Genomic DNA, 25,309 nt, shown 5'->3' with positions numbered 1-25,309 from the left:
AATTTGTGCGAATTGGGAGTTTACAGACCTCACAGTGTCTTCCAGACCTGTGAGTGTCTTGGTACCAACGGAGCAAAGGCCACCGCCGCAGACACTCACAGGTTTTATAAACGCTGTGAGGTCAGCAAGGGCCTGTTGATCATCCCGTTTTATCCAAACAAAAACTGCCTGATACAAGTTATATAAGTATAGCTTGTATATATGCTGCATGCATACTATTTTTGGTTCATGCAGCCGGCAGTCTAGTCATCTTCATAATCAAGGCCCATCAGCTTGTTGTAAGCCTGCTGCAATTCTGAGAAAGCATGCAGGTTACCTTCCTGCCTGCTGATGAGCATTCCTTTTTTATAGATGCGTTCTGCTTCGTCGTTTTGGCCCAACTCTTCGTACAGCTTAGCTGCGTGGTAATATGTACCCACGTAACGTTCATGCCCGGTCAGGAGTTGAGTATAGTAGCTTAGTGCTTTTTCCTTGTCTGTTGGCTTATATTCCATGGCCAGGGCATAGATCGTGAAAGGATCATTCGGGTCTTCTTCAAGAAATTTATGAAGTTGCGCTATTCTATCTTGTGACATTTCGATTTGGCTATATTTTACTAACTTCGCACAAATTTAACCTTTAATAAGCTAACATTTCTAACCATGAAAATATTAGTTTGCATCAGTAACGTTCCGGATACTACATCCAAGATCAACTTTACTGGCGATAACAAAGAATTCGATAAGAACGGTGTACAGTTCGTAATCAACCCGTGGGATGAATACGCATTGACACGCGCTATAGAGCTGAAAGAAGCAAAAGGCGGCAATGTAACAGTGCTGAACGTAGGTGAAGCTGATGCTGAGCCAAACATCCGTAAGGCGCTTGCCATTGGAGCAGACGATGCTATTCGTGTGAATGCGCATCCGAAAGATGCTTTCTTTGTAGCACAACAGATTGCTGCAGTTGCTAAAGAAGGCGGCTACGACATGATCCTGATGGGTAAGGAGTCAATCGACTACAATGGCTCGCAGGTGCATGGTATGGTAGGCGAGTTGCTGGGCATCCCATCAGTAGTTCCTGCTTTTAAACTGGATATGGTAAACGACAACACAGCTCGTTTAGAGCGTGAGATCGAAGGTGGTAAAGAGGTTGTAGAAGTGCAGTTGCCGTTTGTGGCCAGCGCACAGCAGCCAATGAGCGAGCCTCGTATCCCGAACATGCGTGGTATCATGACTGCCCGTACAAAACCTTTAAAAGTAGTTGAGCCGGTTGGCAACGAAGCTAAAACAGCTTACACCAGCTTCAGCAAGCCTGAGAAAAAAGGCGGTGTACGTATGATCGATGCTGAAAATGCAGGTGAATTGATTACATTATTGAGAAACGAAGCTAAAGTACTATAAGATATGTCAGTTTTAGTTTTAGTAGAAGGATTTAATGGTGAGATCAAGAAGTCGTCGCTGGAGGCAGCTTCTTATGGTAGCCAGGTAGCACAAACGCTAGGTACAACGGCCACTGCCCTTGCCATTGGCGAAGTACACGACGATGCGCTAGCAAAGCTTGGCGAGCAGGGCATAAGCCGCGTGCTTTACGACAACGACCCGCGCCTGAACAACTTTGTTACAGAAGCCTATGTAAAGGTTATTGCAAAAGCAGCTGCCCAGGAAAATTCAAAAGTTATTATTTTCTCTAATACCAACATCGGTGCTGCCGTAGGCGCAAGACTTGCCGTAAGGCTGAATGGCTCGCTGGCAACAAACGTAACGCAGCTTCCGCAGATCAATGGCAGCTCGTTTACGGTAACGCGTGGTGTTTTCTCAGGTAAGGCTTTTGCTGATGTAGAGCTTACCTCAGACGTGAAGATCATTGCCGTTAAGAAAAACTCTATCGAGATCACCAGCCAGGGCGGTACTGCTACAGTAGAAAAATTCTCTGCCGAGCTTACAGACGCTGATTTTGCTGCTGCTCCGAAAGAAACCGTAATGCAGGATACAGATGGTGGCGTATTGCTTCCGGAAGCTGAAATTGTAGTATCGGGCGGACGCGGCCTGAAAGGCCCTGAAAACTGGCATTTAATAGAAGAGCTTGCCAAAGAGCTTGGTGCTGCTACAGCCTGCTCCAAGCCTGTTGCCGATATCGGCTGGCGCCCTCACCACGAGCACGTAGGCCAGACTGGTATTACAGTGAGCCCTAATTTATACATTGCAATTGGTATATCCGGCGCTATCCAGCACCTGGCAGGGGTTAACTCTTCTAAAGTGATTGTCGTTATTAATAAGGATCCGGAAGCGCCGTTCTTCAAAGCTGCTGATTATGGCATAGTTGGCGATGCACTGGAAGTTGTTCCTAAATTAATAGAAGCTGCAAAAGCTTTAGACAAATAGACTAAGAAGAACTCATTGTGAAAAAAATTCAGCTAGAGATACTCGGTCTTTCATCCAGCCAATCGCAAACAGGCTCGTTTGCACTTGTACTAGGGGAGAGAGACGGCAACAGAAGACTGCCCATCATTATTGGAATGTTTGAGGCGCAATCCATTGCTATACAGATAGAGAAGATAAACCCGAACCGCCCGCTTACGCACGATCTGTTCAAGACTTTTGCCGAGCAGGTAAACGTAAGTATAACTGAAATACTGATTTCGGATCTGAAGGAAGGTGTTTTCTATTCCAAGATTATGTGCACTGATGGCGACAGGGAATTTGAACTGGATGCACGTCCGTCTGATGCCATAGCCATAGGTCTGCGTTTCGGAGTACCTATTTATACTGTAGAAAGTGTTTTGTCTGAAGCCGGTATCATACTTAGCGATCTGGAGGATGAAGATGAAGAAAGCGAAGAAATGGCTGTTAAAAGTACGCCAACCGTAACTTCTTCTAAAGAATCACTTAGCCAGACCTCGGTTGACGATTTGAACAAAATGTTGAATGAGGCGCTGGAAAAGGAAGATTATGAGCGTGCCGCCAAGATCCGCGATGAGTTAAATAAGCGAAATTAACGATAACACAGTATAGAGTTCGATAAAAAGACCATCCTGAATGCAGGATGGTCTTTTTTTTTAAACAATTTGCGCTATTTTTGTCAAATTTTTAGCCATTATATGTTTGATATCTTTAGAGGTATAATAGGGCTTGTGGTCCTGTTAGGGATAGGCTTTTTGTTTTCAACCAGCAAGAAGTCAATCGATTGGAAACTGGTTGCTTATGGTGTGTTCCTGCAGCTTCTGTTTGGGGTGTTGGTTACCAAAGTGCCTTTTGTTGCCGATGGCTTTGCTTTTGTAAGCAAGCTTTTTGTAAAACTGCTCAGCTTCTCCAACGAGGGGGCCAGATTCCTGTTTGGCAACCTTGCTGACCCTGCTCAGAACAGCGGTTTAGGATTTATCTTCGCATTCAACGTTCTGCCAACCATTATTTTCTTCTCGGCTGTTTCTTCGGGTTTATACTACCTGGGCGTTCTGCAGAAGATCGTTTACGGTATTGCCTGGGTAATGTCAAAGGGTATGCGCCTATCTGGCGCGGAAAGCCTTTCTGCTGCCGGTAACATCTTTATGGGCCAGACAGAGGCGCCGCTACTGGTACGTCCGTTCATCAGCCGTATGACGCGTTCGGAGCTAATGTGCTTAATGACAGGCGGTATGGCAACCTTGGCGGGTGGTGTTTTAGCTGCCTATGTATCTTTCCTGGGGGGTAACGATCCGGCTCAGCAGGCTATATTTGCAGCTCACTTGTTAACCGCTTCTATCATGAATGCGCCGGCGGGTATTGTACTTGCCAAAATGCTGGTGCCTGAAACAGAGCATCATAAAATCAATACACAACTGGAAGTAAACGAAGAGCAATTGGGTGTTAACCTGATCGATGCGCTTTCGAGAGGGGCCGGCGATGGTCTGCGCCTTGCTGCAAACGTAGGCGGTATGCTATTGGCCTTTATTGCGGTTATAGCTTTGCTTAACTACATCCTGTTAAAGTTGGGTGGGGTAACCGGCCTGAATGAATTTGTAGTTTCCAGCACGGATGGCCGCTTCAACGGTTTCTCTTTCCAGTACCTTTTAGGCCAGATCTTCAGGGTATTTGCCTTTATTATGGGTGTGCCGTGGGCCGATACGTTGCAGGTTGGTAGCTTGCTTGGCCAGAAAACAGCCATTAACGAGTTTGTGGCTTACCTTGACCTGGCTAACATGAAAGCTGCCGGTACACTATCTACAAAATCGGTTATCATGGCAACGTATGCCCTTTGCGGTTTCTCTAATTTCAGCTCCATTGCCATACAGGTTGGTGGTATTGGGGGCATGGCGCCAAATCAGCAGGGTAATATTTCCAAGCTTGGTTTACTATCGCTATTAGGAGCATCCATTGCCTGTATGATGTCGGCTACTGTGGCCGGTATGCTATTCAGTATATAAAGTATACCTGCTACTATAAAAAAAAGCCTCTCCTATTAATAGGAGAGGCTTTTTTGTGCTTATACTATTGGTAAGTCAGTTTATACTTTGACCATACTTACAAAGTATACTTGTATAGAAATTTATAAAATCTATAACTGGTAATTTCAGGATTGCCTGCCTTCTTCAGCTAAACGTTCTTTTTCCTCTTCGCGGTGTTCTTCGTCTTCCAGTTTCTTGGCATCGCGCATCAGGCGGTTAGCAAAAATAAACTCGTTTAGTTCAGGTATATCAGTTTCCATGATGTCATCTTTGGTTCCTTCCCAAAGTTTTTTGCCTTCATACAGGAAGAAAATTTTATCACCGATTTCTATCACCGAGTTCATGTCGTGCGTTACAATAATGGTAGTGATATTATACTCCTCTGTAATCTCTTTTATCAGCATATCTATTTTAATAGACGTAAGCGGATCGAGGCCGGAGTTAGGTTCATCGCAGAAAAGATAAGTACAGTTAGGTGCAATGGCACGGGCTATACCTACGCGTTTTTTCATACCACCGCTTATTTCAGCTGGCATCTTTTTGTTAGATCCTTCCAAACCTACACGTTTCAGGCAAAAATCAACACGCTCCTGGCGCTCTTTCTTGCTCATGTCGGTCAGCATTTTAAGCGGAAATTCTACGTTTTCCTCAACTGTCATAGAGTCGAATAAAGCTGAACCCTGGAAGAGCATGCCAATCTTGCGCCTGATTTCCTGCCGGATATCGAGTTTGTTATTCGTAAAGTAAGTGCCATCGAAGGTAACGCTGCCCAGATCGGGTTTTATCAGGCCTACAATGCATTTCAGCAGTACGCTTTTACCGGTACCGCTGGAGCCCAGGAGCAGGTTAACTTTACCCGACTCGAAAACGCCACTGATACCATCTAATACCTTTTTGCCGCCAAATGACTTATGTATGTTATGTATTTCTATCATGATAAAAAGGGTATTACAGGAGTAACTGTGCGCAGATAAAGTCTGCGATTAAAACGGCTATAACACTGTTTGTTACGGCTGTTGTACTGGCAGCACCTACTTCCAGAGCGCCTCCCGAAGTATAATAACCTCTGAAAGAAGAGATTGTTGAGATCAGGTAAGCAAACACAACTGATTTGATGAGCGCAAACGTGATATTATAAGGAATAAAATCTTCCCGGATACCTGAAATGTATTCCTGTGCTGTAATCTCGCCTGAAAGCGTGCCAGCTATATAGCCGCCCGCAATAGAGAGAAACATAGAAAGTATAACCAGCATCGGAAATACCAGAAGCGCTGCCAATACTTTAGGTAGCACGAGGTAAGAGGCAGAATTTATACCCATAACTTCGAGGGCATCTACCTGTTCAGTAATTTGCATAGTGCCCAGTCCGCCGGCTATGTTAGAGCCTACTTTGCCAGCCAGTACAATAGATGTAATAGTAGGGGCCAGCTCCAGTATGGTCATTTCACGTACCATAAAGCCAATGGTAGAGCGCGGTATAAGGGCGCTTGTAAGGTTATAGGATACCTGCACGCAGGTAACGGCACCGATAAAAGTAGAAACTATGGCTACTATAAAAATGGAGTTTATGCCTATCAGGATCGCCTCATCTATGGTTCTGTTAAAAATAATACGGGGCGACTCTCCACGTACGAAGAGAGTGGACATAAATAATATATACTTTCCGAAATGTTGCAACATATGGTGTCAGGATGCTGGTTGTATTGGGGCCTAGAACGTGTTTCTAAACAAAACTAATTTAATTAATACCTATATTACGTTTAAAAATCAAAAACATATAAATCATAATATATAATCATGCAGCGCTATATTTTAGTAACAGGAGGTACCAAAGGAATAGGCCGGGCAGTAGTGGAGCAATTTGCCAAAGAAGGCTTCCATATTATTACCTGTTCCCGAAACGCAAAAGATCTGCAAAAGTTAAAATTAGAGATAGAACAAGCTTATACTTTCTCAAAAGTGTTTTACCAGGAAGCCGACCTCAGTAACCGCACTTCATTGGATGCCTTTGTAAAGTATGTGAAAAAGCTTGGCGTAAAGGTGGAAGTACTGGTAAATAACAGCGGTCTTTTTATACCTGGCAAAATACACGAGGAAGACGATGAGGCTTTGCCTTTTATGATCAATACTAACCTGTACAGCGCGTATTACATTACAAAAGCATTTGTTGGCGATATGATCAAGAGCCGTGCGGGGCACATTTTTAACCTGTGCTCTACAGCCAGTATCACACCTTACACCAATGGCGGCTCTTACTGTATTTCCAAGTATGCCATTTATGGTATGACAAAAGTACTGCGCGAGGAGTTAAAGGAGCACAATGTGCGTGTAACGGCTATACTTCCGGGTGCTACGCAAACGGCCAGTTGGGAAGGCGTTGACCTGCCGCCCGAAAGATTTATGAAACCTGAGGACGTAGCGATGGCTATTTACGGCGCTTTCTCCTTATCGCTAAATAGTGTGGTGGAGGAAATCCTGATAAGGCCGCAACTGGGAGATATTTAATCGATTTATACTTTATACATACATGAAGAAAGTATACCTGGTACTGGCTGGACTGGCCATCGCTCATCTAAGTTTTGGCCAGAAGATGGAAGTGGCCCTACATGTAAATTCCGGATTTTCGAGATTCGGTGGTAAGTCTGCTTCAAAGTCCACAAATATCAGCATCAGCGATACGTCAGATGATATTTATGTGGGCAGCAGGTTTGGCGCAAAAGCAGGTTTAAACTATGGCGGCGGAGTGCAAACACAGGTAGTAACTAATAAAAATTTGCTGCTGGGTATGCAGGTGTCTGCCGAACAGTTGCGCAGCCGTGTAGAAATAGACCGCATTACCGGCTTCAGATTAACTACTGAAGGCGATGGGCATGTAACGCAACAAAATACGTTCTTAAATGTGCAGCCATACTTCGGTAAACGCATTAAAAGCGCTGTTGCGGACATAGATCTAACCTTAGGCACAGACATTGGCTTCGGCCTGAAAAGTATGGAGAAAGGCGAGGCCACAGATGAAAATGGAAATACGTTAACGATAGAAGGTGAGCGTGAAAAGCAGCAATTTGATTTCCGGCCTCGGTTGGGTATAACAGCTTACCGTGGCCCATATGGTGCATCTGTCAGCTATGTACACGGCCTCACAAACTATACTGGTAGTTATGATGGCAGCAATCCTGAAGTATACATGCGTGTTTTGCGCCTTGGCTTGTTGTACAGGCTATAGTATAACGGTTAAAATTTATTCAAAGCAACTTAAGCCTGAAATTCAAAATAAAGCTCCAAGTATAAACTAGCTCTAAGTATAAACTACAAAAACTATGAAATTAGAAGGTAAGATAGCGGTAGTAACAGGGGTAAGCCATGGCATTGGTCTTGCAACTGTAAATATTCTTCTCGGCAAAGGAATGAAAGTGGCAGGCTGGGGGCGTAAAGCGCCTGATCTGAAGCACGAAAATTTTCATTTTATAGAATGCGATGTGCGTTACGCCGAATCAGTACAGCGCGCTTTTGACCAGACCATTTACCAGTTAGGCAGCCACGTATCGGTACTGGTGAACAATGCAGGTCTGGGTATATCCGGGTTATTGGAAGAACAGAATATCGAAGACTGGCACACCATGTTCGATACAAACGTGCATGGCTTGTTTTACTGCACCCGCTCCGTTATACCGGGCATGAAAGAGATGGAAGAAGGCCATATCATTAATATTTCTTCTATTGCAGGTACAACAGGCGTGGAGAGCATGTCGGGTTATTGCGGCACTAAGTATGCGGTTAGGGGCATTTCGCAGGCTTTGTACAAAGAGGTGCGCAACTATGGCGTAAAAGTTACCTGCATCTTTCCGGGCTCTGTTGATACCAACTTCTTTGATAATTTTGAAAATGTGACCTCGCGGGAGAACATGATGCGCCCTGAAGACATTGCCTCAACCATACTTCATGCCCTGGAATCTCACCCTAATTACCACCATGTAGAAATAGAAGTACGCCCATTAATGCCAAAAGGTAAAATTCAAAAATAATTAAAGGTATAGCGAAGCTTTTATAACTTTGCAGGTCGCAAAACTTTCCGGGAAGAGTATGGGCAATTGCAGCCAAGATCTCTTTCCTGTTAACAGTGCATGTACAATCCAACATCTAGCTACTAAGATTTGTCTGTAGAAGTAAAAAACTTAACAAAAATATTTGGCGCCCAGCGTGCTGTGGATGATATTTCTTTTACAGTGGCGCAGGGGCAGATCCTGGGTTTTCTGGGGCCGAATGGTGCCGGTAAATCCACGACCATGAAAATTGCCACCTGCTTTTTACCTCCAACCAGCGGTACAATACTTGTAAACGGGTACGATGTGGTGCGGGAGCCAATGGCTGTGCGTCGCAATGTAGGATATCTGCCGGAACATAATCCGCTTTACCTGGATATGTATGTGCATGAGTACCTGCAATTTGTAGCTTCTGTTTATGGCCTTAACGGGCGAAAAGCCAACGAGCGCGTGCAGGAAATGGTAGAGCTTTGCGGCCTTACGCTGGAGCAGGGTAAGAAAATAGGAGCCCTTTCAAAAGGATACCGCCAACGTGTAGGTTTGGCACAGGCATTGGTGCACGACCCGCAGGTGCTGATCCTGGACGAGCCAACCACTGGTCTCGATCCGAACCAGATCGTGGAGATACGTTCACTTATCAAGCGCATCGGCCAGGATAAAACAGTTATTTTTTCAACGCACATTATGCAGGAGGTAGCCGCCATTTGCGACAGGGTGGTTATCATTAACCGGGGCAAACTGGTAGCTGACAGCGATGTGGCAAGCCTGCAGGCAAGTGAGCGCGGCGAAAAAGTTACCTTGGTAGAATTTGAGCAGGCAGTTGAGGTTGAGTTACTGCAAAGTATAAACGGTGTTCAGAACGTTAGTCTTGCGCAGGGCCATACGTACCGCATTACTTCCAGCCGGGATGCCGATGTTCGTTCTGCTATTTTCCGTATTGCTGCCGAACGTAACTGGCCGCTTGTAGGCCTGCGCCAGGAAGAAAATTCACTCGAAAAAATATTCCAGGAATTAACAAAGAATTAGAAATTCAAAATTACAAATTGGAAACACTTAGATGTAAGGGTGCTCTGAAGAATGATAGTTATACTTCGTAAACGCCTCTATTTCTAATTTCTAATTCATAATTTTTAATTACATCGAAGATGTACGCTATACTTAAGAAAGAATTTAACGGCTTCCTCAACTCACTGATCGCATATATTGTGATCACGGTGTTTCTGGTTGCGGTTGGCATGTTCATGTGGGTTTTCCCGGAGAGCAATGTGCTCGATTATGGTTTTGCAGATTTGCAGACGCTATTTAATATGGCGCCCTGGCTTTTTCTGTTCCTGATTCCGGCCATAACCATGCGCACTTTTGCCGAAGAAAAACGCGAAGGAACGATAGAACTGTTGCTAACCAAACCTATTACAGATTTACAGCTTATACTTGGTAAATACCTGGCAGCGTTGCTGCTAGCCCTTTTTGCGTTGCTGCCTACGCTGCTCTATTACTATTCGGTATACGACCTGGGTAACCCGCAAGGCAACATAGATTCTGCAGCAGTAGTGGGCTCATACTTGGGGCTTATTTTCCTGGCAGGCGTATTTACTGCCATCGGTGTATTTGCTTCGTCTGTTTCTGATAACCAGATCATCTCCTTCGTTATAGCTGTTTTCCTGTGCTATATCTTTTATACTGGTTTCGATTTGATCGCCTCCATGCCGCTTTGGGGAAAGTATAGTTACTATGTGAGTCAGTTAGGTATTTCTTACCACTACGGCGCTATTAGCAAAGGCCTGATCGATTCAAGGGATGTTTTATACTTCCTAAGCGTAATCGCCATTATGGTTCTATCCACTAAACTTGTACTTAGCAGCAGAAAATGGTAACAACAGAGCAGCCAGTACAGCACACCACCAAGCGCAAGCGCGACTTGATACGGTTTATAGGTTGGGTAGCCGGCATTATACTTCTCAACCTGCTTGCCGCCACTTATTTTTTCCGCATAGATTTAACCGAAGACAAGCGCTATACCATAGCTCCTGTTACAAAGCAGATGCTGCAAAGCCTGCCAGATGATGTGGTAGTGGAAGTATACCTGGAAGGCGATTTTCCGGCTGGATTTAAACGACTGCAGCAAACAGTGCGCGAAACCCTGGATGAATTCAGAATTTACGCCGGCGGCAACCTGCGCTACGTTTTCATAGACCCGACTGCCATTACCGACGAGAAAAGCCGAACTGCTTATTTTCAGCAACTGACACAGAAAGGAATCATACCTACCAACCTGAAAGCAACTGAAGAAGGCAAACAGGTAGAGCGCATTGTATTTCCGGGAGCTATTATCAAGTATAAAGGTAAAGAAACAGCTGTTAACCTGCTCAAAGGAAACCTGGCTGCTTCGGCTGATGAGCGCCTGAACCAATCGGTAGAAGGAGTGGAGTATGAGCTGGCCACCGGCATCCGTAAAGTAGCTTTCCAGGGTAACAAGATCATCGGTTACATAACAGGGCAGGGCGAGCTGGAAATGCAGCAGGCAACCGATTTGCTTGGTTCGCTGCAGGAATATTACCGTGTTGCACGCGGCGAGCTTTCCCAGATTCCTACTTTAAAAGGCCTTGACCTGATCATTATTGCCAAGCCGACACAGCCATTTTCGGAAGCTGACAAGTATAAAATTGATCAGTTTATTATGAATGGCGGCAAGGCGGTATTTTTTGTAGATGCCCTGAATGCGAATATGGACAGCGTGGGTGCAGGCGGTATGTTTGCCATGCCTTATAACCTGAACCTCGACGATATGCTGTTCCGCTACGGTGTGCGCCTTAACCCAACCATAATTATGGACCTGAACTCCGGGTTTATACCTTTGGTAACCGGCTATATGGGCGACCGGCCACAAACCGAAATGGTGAACTGGCGTTTTTACCCGCTACTCAACAATTTCAGCAAACACCCGATTACCCGAAATCTGGATGCGGTTTACAGCAAATTTATTGGCACAATAGATACAGTAAAGGCAGAGGGCATTCGCAAAACGCCTTTAATTTATACTTCCAATTACTCGCGCGTACTGCAGGTGCCGGTGCCTGTAACACTGGAAGAAGCCCGCATGGAAGTAAAGCCCGAGCAGTACCAGGCAGGACAGCAACCAGTTGGTTATTTACTCGAAGGTAAGTTTACATCGCTTTTCCGGAACAGGCCGGCTCCGGCAGGTGCTGCAGAGCCAAAAGTGAAAGAGGAGGGAGTAGCCACAAAAATTGCTGTTTTCTCTGATGGAGATTTAGTTCGCAACGAGATAAACCCTAAAACAGGACAAGCGTATGAGCTAGGGTTTGACCGCTACAACAATGTTAAATTTGCGAATAAAGAGCTGGCAATGAATACGATTCATTACCTGTTAGATGCCGGAGGTTTGATAAATGTACGAAGCAAAGAAATTCAGCTGCGGCCTCTGGATAAGGTGAGAGTAAAAGAAGAGCGTACGCGCTGGCAGCTCTTGAACCTGGTTGCTCCTATTGTGCTGCTGGCCTTATTTGGTATTATCCGGTATTATATGCGTAAACGCCGCTACGAACGGTTCTAGAAGTATAAATTTATACCTGAAATGAATAAAAAGCGCATAGAAAGCAGGTAGTTTAAATGCGAAAAATTTATAACTTTGTCCAAATAACATTATAGCTATACATAATGAAATTTATCGTCTCTTCTTCTGCTCTCTTGAAGCAGTTATCCAGCATAAACGGTGTGGTAACCAACAATCCGGTGGTGCCCATCCTAGAGAACTTTTTGTTCGAAATCAATGACAGCACGCTAACCATAACAGCAAGTGACCTGGAGACATCCATGATTACGGAGTTGCAGGTGGAAGCGAGAGAGAATGGCCGTATTGCCGCTCCTGCTAAAATTTTGCTGGAAACCCTGAAGAACCTGCCAGACCAGCCGGTTACCTTCACCATAGACGAAGAGACGTACACTATCGAGATCAGCTCGGCAAACGGTCGCTATAAGCTCTCTGGCGAAAATGCTACTGATTTCCCTCGCGTGCCGGTTGTAAAAGGTGGCAACGCGATCGAGATTCCGTCAAATGTACTTTCAAGAGCGATCAACAAGACCATCTTTGCGGTTAGTAATGATGAGCTTCGCCCTGCCATGACGGGTATTTTCGTGCAGCTGCGTTCTGATAACGTTACGTTTGTTGCTACAGATGGCCACCGCCTGCTGCGTTACCGCCGTTCTGACATAGCTACAAGCCAGGAAGCTTCGCTTATTATCCCGCGTAAAGCTTTTACGCTGCTGAAGTCTACATTGCCAACAGAAGCTACGGCTGTTCGTGTTGAGTTTAACAATTCAAACGCGTTCTTCAGCTTTGATAACATCCGTATGATCTGCCGTCTGATTGATGAGCGTTACCCGGATTATGAGAACGTAATACCTGTTCAGAACCCGAACAAGCTGGTTATCGACCGTGCTTCTTTGCTGAGCTCTGTACGCCGTATTTCCATCTACTCAAATAAAACCACACACCAGATCCGTTTGAAGCTTTCAGGTTCTGAATTGCAGGTTTCTGCCGAGGATCTTGATTTCTCTAACGAGGCGAATGAGCGCCTAACCTGCCAGTACGAAGGTGAGGATATGGAAATCGGTTTCAACGCCAAGTTCCTGATCGAGATGCTGAACAACCTGGATTCTGATGAAATCACGTTCGAGTTATCTACCCCGAACAGAGCAGGTTTGTTAATGCCAATTGCAAACGAAGAAAACGAAAGTGTACTGATGCTGGTAATGCCGGTAATGCTGAACAACTACGTTTAAAATAGATTAATCTGATACTATTGAGAAGGCGAGCCCCAAAGCTCGCCTTTTTTTATTCTTGTTGTAATAAGGTGCAACCTCATTAAGGAGAAAATTAAATTAAGCCTTAACTTTATAATGATATACTAATTAATACAATAATTGATAACAAGAGTAAAGGGTTGATCTGATTATACTTTTACTACTGTTTTAGCTCATGAAGTTCTATTTTTTCCGTTCTGCGCCAGAAGATTATATAGAAGGATTCCGGATTTATAGTTTGCCCCAGAATCTGAAAAACATGCGCCTGGTAGCTTATGTAATGCTGGGAATTTCTTTTATCGTACTGGCAAGTAATGCTATTCTGAAGTATGATAAATACGTATGGGGTGCTGCTTATTATCGTGTGGCTTATATCTCTTACCTGATTAGCTCAGGTTTCGCGTTGTCTGCAGATTATTTTCTGCGAAAGAAAATAGTTAACGGCAGATTTTTATACCAGCGGCTGCTACACCTGATATACGGATTTACCTTTGCTATAACCTGCCTCCTGATGTCGGTTGCAGTGCAGGGTAATCCGGTAAACAACATGACCATGTACTTGCTGGGCCTTATTCTGGTAGCGGTACTCTGGATTTTGGAACTGCGCGAAGCGCTTTTGTTGGTTCTTTTAACAGAACTTATTTTTGTAGTTGGGCTAAGCTACCTGTCGCTAACTCCCCAGCAATTGATCCTTAATCAAACCGGATCTGTTTTTATCCTTCTTTTCTTCTTTATACTTAGCAGACTGCATTATTCTTTTCGGTTAAACCACTACATGCAGTTAAAGCAGATAGAGGAGCAGAAATCGGCACTTGAAGCAGCTAATAAGGCCAAAACAAGTATACTAGGCATTGTAGCACACGACCTGCGTTCGCCCTATGCAAGCATCGAAATGCTGATCAAACTGATTCAGAAAAAAATGTTATCGGCTGAGCGCGAGGAAACTGCTTATGAATTGATACTGAAAAGTTGCACAGATGCAAAAAGCACCATAAACGACCTGCTGGAGATGGCGCGTTATGAGCAGGAAACACCTCTATTACATCATACAAATATTAATGATTTTTTAGAGGAGGTATCGATTCCGTGGCAAATGCAACTCAAAAATAGCCGCCAGTTTCAGTTACACCTAGCTGAAATGCCAGTTTATGTGAATATTGATCCGGATAGATTTAAACGTGTACTCGACAACATTATCTCAAATGCGGTAAAGTTTACAAATGAAAACGGGCTCATCAGGATTGAACTGGAAAAGTCAGATAGCAGAGTTTCCCTGCAGATCTCAGATAACGGAATTGGAATTCCGGATCACCTGAAGCCCCACCTTTTTGAGTCATTTTCCAAGGCATCGCGCAAAGGCATCAAAGGGGAGCACTCAGTAGGACTGGGGCTAAGTATAGTGAAGGCGCTTGTGCAGCAGCACGGAGGAGAGATAGAAATTGATAGTTCTGAAAACGTTGGCACTACCTTCCGGATCCATTTGCCAGCTAACAATTAAAATTACTTCAGCTGTTATTTCTGTACTTTAATGTATACCGGAAAATGATCGCTGTAACCGCCTAAGTATAAAGTATAAGCGTATGTGCGGCGCGGGGTATCTTTATACTTGCCATACATGAACTTGCTGAATTCCGGGTCGTGGATGGTAGCTGAGCCCGGTACATAATGCAGTCCTTCCTTCTCGATCAGTGATTTGGAAACCATGATCTGATCCAGCATCTGGAAATTACCACGGTCCTGGTAACTGCCTAAGCCCTGAATATAAGGCATGTAGAAAGCGTTAAAAAGCTCATCTTTGTAGTATGGGTTTGGCCTTCCGGTAGCTTTTAAAACACGCTCTAAATTGGCCGATTTAGGTTCGTCGTCAAAGTCTCCCATCACTATGATTTTAGCGTCCTTATCCTGTGCCTGTACCAGATTTATCTGGCGGCGCAGCTCAGTAGCAGCAATTTTTCTGCGGCTATCGCCCTGCCGTTCGCTGCCATTGTTAGCGGGCCATTGGTTTACGAATACAGTTACCATAGTACCCATCAACTCTCCCTGAACCATCAGAATATCAGGTGATTTATACTTGCCGGGCAGGTCTACTTTTATACTTTTATGGGAAACAGGCTTAAATAGCTTTGGCTTATACAAGAGGGCAACATCAAGCCCGCGCTCGTCCGGTGAATCGTAATGGATGATGCTATAGGTTTTATTGCGGATACTGGCGGTATTAACCAGATCCTGCAGCACTTTGCGGTTCTCTACTTCGCTTAGGCCAAGTAAAGCAGCGCCTCCTTTATCGCCCATCGACTCAATAACTTCTTTAATGTTTTTCAGCTTGGTTTTATAGCGCTTTTCATCCCATTTCATTTGCCCCTCGGGGGTAAAGTCATCGTCGTTTGTGGCCGGGTCATCTTCTGTGTCGAAGAATTTTTCGGTGTTGTAAAAGCCAATAGTATATAGTTTGCCCTGCTTTGTAATGGAAGTGCCGGCACAACCTGTCAGGGTGAGTAGTGTAAATAGAAAAAAGATTTTTATTCCGTAGTGCATCGCGTAACTTTGTACCTAATATAACTAAGAATAGTACGAGATATATATAGTACAAAGTTTAATTTTATCGAAAAATGAAAAAATCAGAGATATACTTCAGCATTGCTCTGGACGAACAAAAAGTGCCTGAGGCCATTAGCTGGCGCGCAACAGATGCAGGCGAGAAGATACACTTTGCAAAAGCCATCAACATTGCCCTTTGGGACCGCGACCAGGCCGGTACTATGAAAATTGACCTTTGGACAAAGGATATGCCGGTAGAGGAGATGAAGTATTTTTATGTAGATACTATTGGTGCCATGGCGCAAAGCCTGATGACAGCTACCAGCGACAAGGTAATGGCTGATAAGATGCGTGCTCTTTGCCAGGACCTGATGGACCACATCGAGCAGGAGCAAAAGAACAACGGTTAAGTTTTACCACGAAGGTATAAAAAGGAAAGCCGCTCTGTACAGAGCGGCTTTCCTTTTTATACCTTAAATATTATAGTCTTAGTTAACAGCTGGCGTTGCAGTGTTGTTAGCCTGCGTTGCGTTGTCAGCAGTAGCAATTTCTGAAGAACCACCATTGCTGTTCTGGTTGTTCAGGCTGGCTACAAATTCTCTATCCTGCTTTGTGAAAGCCTTACGGGCTCCAAAGTATTTGTTATATTGAATAGTGCTTAAAACGTTTTCTAATTCACGATCACGCTCAGAGCAGATAGCCTTGCATTTCTCATCGATCAGTTGCTGGTTGCCTGCATAAGCAGTCTCTACAGCCTGCATTTTATTCACCTTATCCAGGTTTATAGCTCTGATCTTAGCTGACTGGTAGTTGTTGAGGCGCAGCTCGCGGATCATCTGATCAGAAAGGTTCGTTGCTCTCTTCTCAATCACCATTGTTGCTTTCTTATCGACTGCTTTATCTCCGGAAGTAGTAGTGTTGCCGCTTGTTGCAGATGCGCTGAAACCAATACCTAAAGATAAGCAAATCAAAACCATTACCTTTTTCATAATCTACCTGTTTTAGTTAGTGTTGTACTTGTGCTTAGTTATATCCTTAACGCCAGGAGGTAGCAAAAGATTCCAGCGAAGTAAAAAATAAGCTACATCTATGTATACTCAGATATTATGCCAAAATAAACGCCAACCTAAAGTATAAGTTGGCGCAGTTACTATAAAATATTTGGGAAGGATTACCAGTTGTTTTTCCACATCATAGACTCTACCGGAGTTATGGTGCGGTTGTTATACTTGGCGTTCTCTTTCTTGTTATAGTAGTTCTCTATGCCGCCTTTTACTTCAAAATAAATAAGCTGGCCAATTGGCATGCCATAGTATATGCGAACAGGCTGTGTAACCGATATCTCCAGTGTCCAGGTGTTGCAAAAGCCCACATCGCCTTTGCCAGCCGTTGCATGAATATCGATACCAAGGCGGCCTACGCTAGATTTTCCTTCCAGAAACGGTACGTGTGCATGTGTTTCGGTATACTCCAGCGTAACGCCTAAGTATAAGGTATCAGGGCGCAGCACAAAGCCTTCTTCCGGAATCTCAAATACATCGATCTCATTATGAAAACGGGCATCCAGAACTTCGCTCCTGTAAGTTGCCAGGTAGCGGCCTAAATGTACATCATATGAATTGGTGCCAAGGCAGGCACGATTAAAGGGCTCAACCAGAATGGTGCCTTTTTCTATCTCCGCTAAAATCTGCTTATCTGTTAATATCATGGGGCTGGCTCAAAAGTAGATGTAAAAGTAAGTAAAATTGATGAATTGCTGTATTGCTGAAGCAGTATATCTCTGAATTAAAGAAGAAACCTACAGCAGGCATTATATAGTTTGCCAGGATGGATGGAACAATTATTAAAAACAAAAACGGCAGCCCTTTCAAAAGCTGCCGTTCTATACTTTATGTTGATCAGTTTATTTTTGAATAGCTTCCTGTAGAGCCTCGAAGTTTGCTTTCAGGTACTCGGCTACCAGCGCATCAGAAATAGCAGTAGAAACAAACAACGACTCGTACTGCGACGGGGCCAGGTAAATGCCACGCTGTAACATAGCATTAAAATAGCGACCAAATAAAGCAGTATCCGAAGTCTTGGCACTTTCGAAATCTGTTACAGGTTGCTGAGTAAAGAAAATGCTGAACATAGAACCAACCTGGTTTATAGTATAGTTCAGCCCCAGTTTATGCATATTATCCTGCATGCCAGTTACCATTTTAGAAGTAGTAGCCTCCAGGTTAGTATAAACTTCCGGGTGCATTTTCAGGTACTTCAGCATGGCCATACCCGCTGACATGGCGATTGGGTTACCAGAAAGTGTACCTGCCTGGTAAACTGGTCCTGCCGGAGCTACAAAGTTCATGATCTCTGCTTTACCACCGTAAGCGCCAACCGGCATGCCACCACCAATAATTTTACCAAGTGTGGTTAGATCAGGCGTTACACCAAACAGTTCCTGAGCACCACCCGGAGCCAGGCGGAAACCTGTCATCACTTCATCAAAAATAAGAACGATGCCTTCTTTATCGCAGATATCGCGCAGACCCTGAAGGAATTCTGGTTTAGGAAGTACAAGACCCATATTACCGGCTACAGGTTCCAGTATAATGGCTGCTACCTGGTCTTTATTAGCTTCTACCAGTGTTTTAACAGCTTCAAGGTCGTTATAAGGAGCAGTAAGCGTGTCGGCGGCTACACCTTGCGTAACACCAGGGCTATCAGGTACACCGAGCGTAATGGCGCCACTACCCGCTGCAATCAGGAACGAATCGCCGTGCCCGTGGTAGCAGCCTTCAAACTTGACCATTTTGTTGCGGCCAGTATAACCACGCGCCACACGTATGGCAGACATGGTTGCTTCGGTACCGGAGTTAACCATGCGCACCTTTTCAATGGAAGGTACCATGTCTATGATCAGTTCGGCAATCTCGATCTCTTTCCGCGTTGGCGCACCAAACGACAATGAGTTAGGTATGGCTTGCTGCACGGCTTCCTGCACAATTTCAGCGGCATGGCCTAGTATCATGGGCCCCCAGGAGTTTATAAATTCGATGTAACGGTTACCGTCTTCATCAAACATATAAGGCCCGTTGGCAGAAACCATAAAGCGTGGATTACCACCTACGGCCCTGAAAGCACGAACAGGGGAGTTTACACCGCCCGGTATGGAGTGCTGGGCACGCTGGAAAAGTTCTTCACTTATCGGAGCATTCTTCATCTCTTAAAAGTATAGGTTTAGTAGTAAACAGGGTTTACCACGGTAAGTTGTAAGTTTTCTAATTTGGTGATGGGCAGGTACTGGTTATCATGGCGCAGCTCGTTACGCACGCCAGGGTCGGCAAAGCCTACGCCCTGGTAAAGTACGCCCGGCCTGATGCCGGCAACCGCAAGATTCTGGTTTAAACCAGTACCATACTCCTGCAGCATCTTCCCAAAGAAGTATACCATCTCGAAGCCGGCATTTGCATACACAGAAGGCGGCATGTTATACTTGCTGGTATAGTTCTTTCTGAACCACTGCATACCCTGCGATTCGGCGTTGATATACTTCGGGCTGATAAAGTATACTTCCAGATCATCGAACTGGCGTAAGGTTATCTGATTAATGTTCAGCCATTTATCATAGGTTACCAGCGGTAATTTAGAAGCCCGGCTCTCCAGCAAACTTACTGTGTTCATGGCTGCTATCATCTTTTCTGAGAAAACGGCCATGTGCCCGGCATCTTTCAGGTTCAGGTTGTTAAAAATAGCGGCAGTGGCAGAAGTCTGGCTTGAACTGATCTTTTTGTACAGTTTTATTTTACCTCCAAGTTTCAGGTATTGCTGGCGGTAATGGTAAGCAAATGTGGTATCGTCTTTTGTATTCTCGTAAAGTATAATGGCTGTTTTAGGCGAGAAATTCTGGAACGCATACGTGGCGGCCTGTTTTGCCTGCGTTGCCACAGAAGACTCAAACAGGAAAACATTATCGCTCTTATTGGTAATAGAAAGATCTTGTGACAGCGGGTTAATTACCGGAATATTGGTAGCTGTGGCAAACTTAGCCGCCATCTTAGCCGATGATTTATAGATAGGACCGATGATCATGTCCATCTGTTTTAACTCAGGGGCGCTAAGTACTTTCCGTACACCGGTTGTATCAGTACCGGTATCGTAAGCAAATAAATTAATATTAAGGCCCTGTTTCTGAAGCGAATCCTGGGCCAGTTTCATGCCTGCATAAAGGTCAGTTACAAACTGATTTTTGCGTGCAGTTTGCACCATATCCTGGTTAAGGTTAAATGGCATTAACACCGCTACATTATACCCTTGCTTTTTAAGAGCATCTTTGCTTAGGTAACGTTTGCGATCGAGTTTATGCTTATCAACTATACTTTCCAGGCGTGCCTGGTCCTGTGGGCGGTACCAGCCGCTTACCAGTTTGTCAGCGTATACCTGGGCTACGGCTTTATCATTTTCGAAGCGTTGCAGCAGCTTTTCAAAGGTCGGGCGATCATTTAAGCGGTTCAGGTAATAGCGTTTCAGGCCATCTGCATCCGAAGACAGGTTATCAGACTTTATACCATCAAGTATAGAAAGTGCTTTTTCATACTCGCCGCGCTCAAACCAAACATTTGCAAGCAAGTAATCGGCCTCTGCAATACCAGCCCATTGCGGATGTTGTGCTTTGAGTTGGCTTAGCATCTGGTTTGCTTCCTGCAGTTTATTTGCTTTCAGGGCAGCCAGGGCATATAAGTATGAAGCTTCAGGAGCGTAGTCCGAATTTGCAGCAGCATTTGTAAGAGGCAGAAACTCAGCCATCGCCAGATCATAGCGTTGTTGCTCCAGCAGAATTTTACCGTTGCTATACTTTACCTCGTTATTCTGCTGCGCCTTGGCCGGAAAAGCCAGCGCGCCAACTATAAACCATGCAGCTGCATGCTTTAAAAAGCTTCTTTTCATAATGTTATAAATTTTGAATGAGCGATTGAGCGAATGTGTAGGATAGTAAATGTGTAGGATAGTAATTGTAATCACACATCCACTCAATCAGATTTCACTCATTATATTATTCCCACTCAATAGTAGCCGGTGGTTTAGAGCTGATATCGTAGACAACGCGGTTTACGCCTTTTACTTTGTTGATGATCTCATTCGAAACATCGGCCAGGAACTCATACGGTAAACGGCTCCAGTCTGCGGTCATGCCATCTATACTTGTAACAGCACGCAATGCAACCACATTTTCATACGTACGCTCATCGCCCATAACACCTACCGATTGTAGCGGCGTTAGGATGGCGCCTGCCTGCCATACTTCGTTATACAAACCCGTTTTTTTAAGGTTGCTGATGAAGATATGGTCTACCTGCTGCAAGATCTGTACCTTTTGTGGGGTGATATCTCCTAGAATACGGATAGCAAGGCCCGGACCCGGGAAAGGGTGGCGCCCAAGTATAGCATCGTCTATCTTAAGGGCTTTACCCACCAGGCGAACTTCGTCTTTGAAAAGTGTTTTCAGAGGCTCCACTACCTTCAGTTTCATATAATCCGGAAGGCCACCAACGTTATGGTGCGATTTTATAGTTGCCGAAGGACCTTTCACGCTCAGCGATTCGATCACATCAGGGTAAATAGTGCCTTGCGCCAGCCATTTCACATCTTCTATCTGGTGAGACTCTTCGTCAAACACCTCGATAAATACCCGGCCTATGGCTTTGCGTTTTTGTTCAGGGTCTGTTAATCCGGCTAAAGCGGTGTAGAACTTATCTTTTGCATCAACCCCTTTTACGTTCAGGCCCATATGCTTGTAAGAATCCAGCACGCTTTCGAACTCGTCTTTGCGCAGCAGGCCGTTATCTACAAATATGCAGTACAGGTTTTTGCCAATTGCATGATGGATCAGCATGGCAGCCACACTGGAATCAACGCCACCTGAAAGGCCAAGTACTACTTTATCATTACCAAGTTGTTGTTGCAGCTCGGCTATAGTGGTATCAATGAATTGCTCCGAAGTCCAGTCTTGCTGGCAACCGCAGATATGTACCACGAAATTACGCAGCAGGGTTTTGCCCTCATCTGAGTGCGTTACCTCCGGGTGAAACTGGATACCATATGTTTCCTGGTCGCGAAGTTTGTAAGCCGCAACACGAACGGTTTCTGTGCTTGCAATTACTTCAAAATTGTCAGGGATTTCCTTTATTGTATCGCCATGAGACATCCAAACTACAGAACCTAGTGTAAGTTCTTTTAAAAGGCGGTCGTGGTTGTGCAGCTCGGTAAGGCGGGCGCGGCCATATTCCCGAATGGTAGAAGGAGTAACTTCGCCGTTATTTTCGTGTGCGATCAGCTGAGCTCCGTAACAAACGCCTAGCAATGGCAGCTTGCCCATGTACTGGCTAAGATCGATGGTCGGGTGCTCGAAGTCGCGAACGGAGCAGGGGCTGCCCGAAAGTATAACACCTTTTACATCGTCCGTTAAGGCCGGTACATTATTATAAGGGTATATCTCACAATATACATTAAGCTCGCGTACACGCCTGGCTATAAGCTGGGTGTATTGGGAGCCAAAGTCGAGGATGAGTATTTTTTCTGGCATGCGCAAAGGTAAGGTGCTTTTACAGTATTTGCCAATACTTTTAACTATATAAGTGTTGTGGAGGGGTTGAAGTAAGGTAGGCTAAATATAATTTAATAGTCTCACAAGCTGCCTTACATTTTATAGATGCTTATACATTGATTTAGCTTTATTGCTCTTTGTTAGCTTTCGCCTCGCCGGCTGGGCCTCACTTTTCTCCTTGATGAGAAAGTCTAAAAGGGGCCCCTGCACCCCTGTAAGCAAAAGAATCAAGACAATTCGAAACTCGCTGAACGCTCAAACATCGAAGCGTCATTGGGTGCACCTGGAAAAGCTATTGCTTTGTAGTTCCAATTGGTCATTCCCCTGCCCCTTTCAAAGGGGGACTTAGTTCTTGGTAATTCTTAAAGTGCAAGTTATATCTAAAGTATTAACACCCCTATAGTCCCTCAAGGGGACAGTGGTTTCAGTTGCATAGCTGTCTTCTGAGCAGTATCAATTCCAGTTTCTCTGTTGAGCCGCCTTGTGAGATCCGGTGCCCGCTTAGGGCAGCCGCAGCGCAGCGGAGGCAGGATGGAACACAGCGGCGAGGAAGAGAAACGAGGCCTCCCGGCCTGAGGGCACCAAAGCAAAAATAAAACGATAGGCAAGTAAAGCTCCCAGGAAAACGGGTAAATTGAAAGTATAGCCTGCTTACCAATTGCAAAAGCTTAAACTATGAAACTATAACAGATCCCTCTACAAGCTCCAAATAACAATACTAAATTTTAATACTCCTTAAACCAGTTAGTTATACCTGATAAGTTAAAAAACAAAAGATTTTATACAGCTATAGTTTGCAAAGAATAATAAAACCCGTACTTTTGTAACGGCAAATCGGCACGGCCAGCTCCCGTCGAACTCCCCCAGGACCGGAAGGTAGCAAGGGTAGATGGTTGTAGCGGCGCGATGTTGGTTTGCCACTTTTTTTTGCCCATACCTCAAGGATTCCTCCTTCCCACATTCCTTTTCGCATACTTTCCTTCAGATCCGCAAGTATAAAATCCGGTTTTGCCCTTCCGATCCAGGCACCTGAATTTTCCCCATAATCCAGCTTTCTACCTGACATCTGCTTTGCATCACTAATTTTGTCCTGCATCTTTTGCTTTATAGCTTTTGTGTTAGTGCATATTGCGTTAGCTTTGTAAGCAAATCACAACCCAAGCATTATGAAATTCTTTATTGATACTGCAAACCTGCAGGAAATTCAGGAAGCCCACGACCTGGGTGTTTTGGATGGCGTAACCACCAACCCTTCGTTAATGGCAAAAGAAGGCATCTTCGGCCATGATAACGTAATGGCGCATTACAAGCAGATTTGCGAAATTGTAGACGGCGACATCAGTGCAGAAGTAATCGCGACAGATTATGAAAACATTGTAAAGGAAGGTGAGTTTTTAGCTGAACTGCACCCGAACATCGTTGTTAAAGTGCCTATGATCCGTGATGGCGTGAAAGCGATCCGTTACTTCAGCGAAAAAGGCATTAAAACAAACTGTACACTGGTATTCTCTGCCGGGCAAGCTTTGCTGGCTGCCAAGGCTGGCGCTACGTATGTATCTCCGTTTGTTGGTCGTTTGGATGATGTTTCTACCGATGGATTGCAACTAATTGAGCAGATTGTTCAGATTTATGGCAACTATGGCTACCAGACACAGGTATTGGCTGCATCTGTTCGCCACGTAATGCACCTGGTGCAGTGCGCTGAAATAGGTGCTGATGTTGTTACTTGCCCGCTCAACGTAATTACAAGTCTGCTAAACCACCCGCTTACAGATATCGGTCTTCAGAAGTTTCTGTCCGACCACGCCAAAGGCAATAAGTAAGAGTTAATTAAGAATTGAGAATCTGGAATTAAGAATTGTGTAGAGAAAAATTAAACAATTAGCATAATTTCTGATTCTCAATTTTAAATTCTTGATTCTAAAAAATGTACATCATCAAAGTAAAAGGCAAAGCTAAAATTCCGGACTATATACAGTTGCGCGACGATAATTTTGTGCTCATTGCCTATTTCCGTGCCGACCGACCGCTTAAAAACCTTGACCGTTATGGTCTGGAAGGCAAAGAAGATGCGCTGGCTGCTTTGATAGAGTCGTTAGAATTTGGTAAACTGCAGAAATTAGAGATTTAAGTATACATGAGTTTTTCATCTTCTCCGGTGGTGTCGCTTCGCGATGTAGCTATTTACCAGGATAGCAACACAATTCTGAGCAATGTAAATTTTGATATTGACAAAGGCGAGTTTGTGTACTTAGTTGGCCGCACCGGAAGCGGAAAAAGCTCTTTGCTTAAAACCCTGTATGCCGACCTGAAACTCCTGACGGGCCATGCCGCTGTAGCTGATGTTAAACTGAGCAAGCTGCCGCGCAAGCAGGTGCCTTTCCTGCGTCGTAAAATCGCCATCATTTTCCAGGATTTCCAGTTGCTATTCGATCGTACAGTTGCTGAAAACCTTTCGTTTGTGTTAAAAGCTACCGGCTGGAAAGATAAATCGAGAATAAAGCAGCGTATTTCGGAAGTTTTGATGCGTGTGGGCCTGGATGCCGCCGCGAATAAAATGCCTCACCAGCTTTCAGGGGGCGAACAGCAACGCATTGTTATCGCTCGCGCCCTGTTAAACGAGCCGGTGATACTTTTTGCAGATGAGCCAACCGGTAACCTGGACCCTGTAGTGGCCGACGATATCATGAAGCTTTTTCTGGAGATCAATAACAGCGGAACTGCCGTGCTTATGGCTACCCATAATTACGAGATCATCAACCGCTATCCGAAGCGAGTGCTTAAATGCGAAAAAGGCAAGGTGCTGGATTCTAAAGTAGAGGAGTTTGCATTGATGAATGGCTTCAATAATTAGAGCTTAGATTCAAGTATAAACAACTGGCACAAGTGTAACGACTTGTGCTTTTTTATTTTATGACTTAAACC

The 25,309-nt window shown here is 44.6% G+C and carries 25 protein-coding genes and 1 other RNA gene; 17 read left to right on the top strand and 9 right to left on the bottom strand.

Going from position 1 to position 25,309, the window contains the following annotated elements:
* Positions 1 to 242: 242 nt before the first annotated feature.
* A complete protein-coding gene (locus LWP20_RS05795) occupies positions 243 to 575 on the bottom strand; it encodes a tetratricopeptide repeat protein (RefSeq protein WP_242927180.1) in 333 nt (110 codons plus the stop codon).
* A 66-nt stretch (positions 576 to 641) separates the two neighbouring features.
* Between LWP20_RS05795 and LWP20_RS05790 the strand changes: the two genes are divergently transcribed.
* The 4 genes from LWP20_RS05790 (at position 642) to LWP20_RS05775 (ending at position 4,381) form a co-directional block, all read left to right on the top strand.
* Complete coding sequence (locus LWP20_RS05790; protein ID WP_242927179.1) at positions 642 to 1,382, top strand: electron transfer flavoprotein subunit beta/FixA family protein; 741 nt, start codon at positions 642 to 644, stop codon at positions 1,380 to 1,382.
* A gap of 3 nt (positions 1,383 to 1,385) precedes the next feature.
* Entirely contained in the window at positions 1,386 to 2,363 is a 978-nt protein-coding gene (locus LWP20_RS05785) for an electron transfer flavoprotein subunit alpha/FixB family protein (RefSeq protein WP_242927178.1), read from the top strand.
* A 17-nt stretch (positions 2,364 to 2,380) separates the two neighbouring features.
* On the top strand, positions 2,381 to 2,977 hold the full coding sequence (locus LWP20_RS05780; RefSeq protein ID WP_242927177.1) for a bifunctional nuclease family protein: 597 nt from the start codon (positions 2,381 to 2,383) through the stop codon (positions 2,975 to 2,977).
* A gap of 102 nt (positions 2,978 to 3,079) precedes the next feature.
* Positions 3,080 to 4,381, top strand: a complete 1,302-nt coding sequence (locus LWP20_RS05775) for a NupC/NupG family nucleoside CNT transporter (RefSeq protein WP_242927176.1) — start codon at positions 3,080 to 3,082, stop codon at positions 4,379 to 4,381.
* Positions 4,382 to 4,527: 146 nt separating this feature from the next.
* Here LWP20_RS05775 and LWP20_RS05770 read toward each other — a convergent pair whose 3' ends face one another.
* Together LWP20_RS05770 and LWP20_RS05765 are read right to left on the bottom strand one after the other, a co-directional pair.
* Entirely contained in the window at positions 4,528 to 5,337 is an 810-nt protein-coding gene (locus LWP20_RS05770; RefSeq protein WP_242927175.1) for an ABC transporter ATP-binding protein, read from the bottom strand.
* Positions 5,338 to 5,350: 13 nt separating this feature from the next.
* Entirely contained in the window at positions 5,351 to 6,082 is a 732-nt protein-coding gene (locus tag LWP20_RS05765; RefSeq protein WP_437179401.1) for an MlaE family ABC transporter permease, read from the bottom strand.
* 117 nt (positions 6,083 to 6,199) lie between these two features.
* Here LWP20_RS05765 and LWP20_RS05760 point away from each other — a divergent pair, with 117 nt between their 5' ends.
* The 8 genes from LWP20_RS05760 to LWP20_RS05725 all read left to right on the top strand — a co-directional run bounded on the left by LWP20_RS05760 (position 6,200) and on the right by LWP20_RS05725 (position 14,761).
* Positions 6,200 to 6,907, top strand: coding sequence for an SDR family oxidoreductase (locus LWP20_RS05760; protein ID WP_242927173.1), 708 nt, complete (start codon positions 6,200 to 6,202; stop codon positions 6,905 to 6,907).
* Positions 6,908 to 6,929: 22 nt separating this feature from the next.
* Complete coding sequence (locus tag LWP20_RS05755) at positions 6,930 to 7,625, top strand: hypothetical protein (protein ID WP_242927172.1); 696 nt, start codon at positions 6,930 to 6,932, stop codon at positions 7,623 to 7,625.
* 94 nt (positions 7,626 to 7,719) lie between these two features.
* Positions 7,720 to 8,424, top strand: a complete 705-nt coding sequence (locus LWP20_RS05750; protein WP_242927171.1) for an SDR family oxidoreductase — start codon at positions 7,720 to 7,722, stop codon at positions 8,422 to 8,424.
* A gap of 129 nt (positions 8,425 to 8,553) precedes the next feature.
* The gene (gene gldA, locus LWP20_RS05745; RefSeq protein ID WP_242927170.1) at positions 8,554 to 9,468 is read left to right on the top strand and encodes a gliding motility-associated ABC transporter ATP-binding subunit GldA; all 915 of its coding nucleotides are present in this window, start codon (positions 8,554 to 8,556) and stop codon (positions 9,466 to 9,468) included.
* Positions 9,469 to 9,587: 119 nt separating this feature from the next.
* Positions 9,588 to 10,316, top strand: a complete 729-nt coding sequence (gldF, locus tag LWP20_RS05740) for a gliding motility-associated ABC transporter permease subunit GldF (protein WP_242927169.1) — start codon at positions 9,588 to 9,590, stop codon at positions 10,314 to 10,316.
* Positions 10,310 to 12,013, top strand: a complete 1,704-nt coding sequence (gene gldG / locus LWP20_RS05735; protein WP_242927168.1) for a gliding motility-associated ABC transporter substrate-binding protein GldG — start codon at positions 10,310 to 10,312, stop codon at positions 12,011 to 12,013. The genes gldF and gldG overlap by 7 nt, the downstream gene beginning before the upstream one ends.
* Before the next feature lie 104 nt (positions 12,014 to 12,117).
* Positions 12,118 to 13,242 (top strand): DNA polymerase III subunit beta, encoded by a 1,125-nt coding sequence (gene dnaN / locus LWP20_RS05730; protein WP_242927167.1) that lies wholly within the window; start codon positions 12,118 to 12,120, stop codon positions 13,240 to 13,242.
* Between the two features lie 196 nt (positions 13,243 to 13,438).
* On the top strand, positions 13,439 to 14,761 hold the full coding sequence (locus tag LWP20_RS05725) for a sensor histidine kinase (protein WP_242927166.1): 1,323 nt from the start codon (positions 13,439 to 13,441) through the stop codon (positions 14,759 to 14,761).
* Between the two features lie 14 nt (positions 14,762 to 14,775).
* On the opposite strand, the gene LWP20_RS05720 is transcribed toward LWP20_RS05725, so the two are convergent.
* A complete protein-coding gene (locus LWP20_RS05720) occupies positions 14,776 to 15,798 on the bottom strand; it encodes an endonuclease/exonuclease/phosphatase family protein (RefSeq protein ID WP_242927165.1) in 1,023 nt (340 codons plus the stop codon).
* Positions 15,799 to 15,872: 74 nt separating this feature from the next.
* On the opposite strand from LWP20_RS05720, the gene gldC reads away from it, so the two are divergent.
* Positions 15,873 to 16,211, top strand: a complete 339-nt coding sequence (gldC, locus tag LWP20_RS05715; RefSeq protein WP_242927164.1) for a gliding motility protein GldC — start codon at positions 15,873 to 15,875, stop codon at positions 16,209 to 16,211.
* Between the two features lie 78 nt (positions 16,212 to 16,289).
* On the opposite strand, the gene LWP20_RS05710 is transcribed toward gldC, so the two are convergent.
* The 5 genes from LWP20_RS05710 to guaA all read right to left on the bottom strand — a co-directional run bounded on the left by LWP20_RS05710 (position 16,290) and on the right by guaA (position 22,363).
* Positions 16,290 to 16,790 (bottom strand): DUF4890 domain-containing protein, encoded by a 501-nt coding sequence (locus LWP20_RS05710; RefSeq protein ID WP_242927163.1) that lies wholly within the window; start codon positions 16,788 to 16,790, stop codon positions 16,290 to 16,292.
* Between the two features lie 182 nt (positions 16,791 to 16,972).
* Positions 16,973 to 17,509, bottom strand: a complete 537-nt coding sequence (gene dcd, locus LWP20_RS05705; protein ID WP_242927162.1) for a dCTP deaminase — start codon at positions 17,507 to 17,509, stop codon at positions 16,973 to 16,975.
* A 195-nt stretch (positions 17,510 to 17,704) separates the two neighbouring features.
* On the bottom strand, positions 17,705 to 19,003 hold the full coding sequence (gene hemL / locus LWP20_RS05700) for a glutamate-1-semialdehyde 2,1-aminomutase (RefSeq protein WP_242927161.1): 1,299 nt from the start codon (positions 19,001 to 19,003) through the stop codon (positions 17,705 to 17,707).
* 17 nt (positions 19,004 to 19,020) lie between these two features.
* Positions 19,021 to 20,727: an ABC transporter substrate-binding protein gene (locus LWP20_RS05695; protein ID WP_242927160.1), complete on the bottom strand. Its 1,707-nt coding sequence runs from the start codon at positions 20,725 to 20,727 to the stop codon at positions 19,021 to 19,023.
* Positions 20,728 to 20,833: 106 nt separating this feature from the next.
* Entirely contained in the window at positions 20,834 to 22,363 is a 1,530-nt protein-coding gene (guaA, locus tag LWP20_RS05690) for a glutamine-hydrolyzing GMP synthase (protein ID WP_242927159.1), read from the bottom strand.
* A gap of 847 nt (positions 22,364 to 23,210) precedes the next feature.
* Here guaA and ffs point away from each other — a divergent pair.
* From ffs to LWP20_RS05670, 4 genes are all read left to right on the top strand, one after another.
* Positions 23,211 to 23,308: signal recognition particle sRNA small type (ffs, locus tag LWP20_RS05685), an RNA gene on the top strand.
* Positions 23,309 to 23,550: 242 nt separating this feature from the next.
* On the top strand, positions 23,551 to 24,207 hold the full coding sequence (gene fsa, locus LWP20_RS05680; protein WP_242927158.1) for a fructose-6-phosphate aldolase: 657 nt from the start codon (positions 23,551 to 23,553) through the stop codon (positions 24,205 to 24,207).
* A 104-nt stretch (positions 24,208 to 24,311) separates the two neighbouring features.
* On the top strand, positions 24,312 to 24,515 hold the full coding sequence (locus LWP20_RS05675) for a fructose-6-phosphate aldolase (RefSeq protein ID WP_242927157.1): 204 nt from the start codon (positions 24,312 to 24,314) through the stop codon (positions 24,513 to 24,515).
* A gap of 6 nt (positions 24,516 to 24,521) precedes the next feature.
* Complete coding sequence (locus LWP20_RS05670) at positions 24,522 to 25,238, top strand: cell division ATP-binding protein FtsE (RefSeq protein ID WP_242927156.1); 717 nt, start codon at positions 24,522 to 24,524, stop codon at positions 25,236 to 25,238.
* The last annotated feature ends 71 nt before the right edge of the window (positions 25,239 to 25,309 follow it).

Origin of the sequence: Pontibacter vulgaris (assembly GCF_022758145.1) — a bacterium.
GTDB classification, from domain to species: Bacteria; Bacteroidota; Bacteroidia; order Cytophagales; family Hymenobacteraceae; genus Pontibacter; species Pontibacter vulgaris.
The sequence above is the reverse complement of the archived record's forward strand: the minus strand, read 5'-3'. Positions and strand labels throughout refer to the sequence as shown.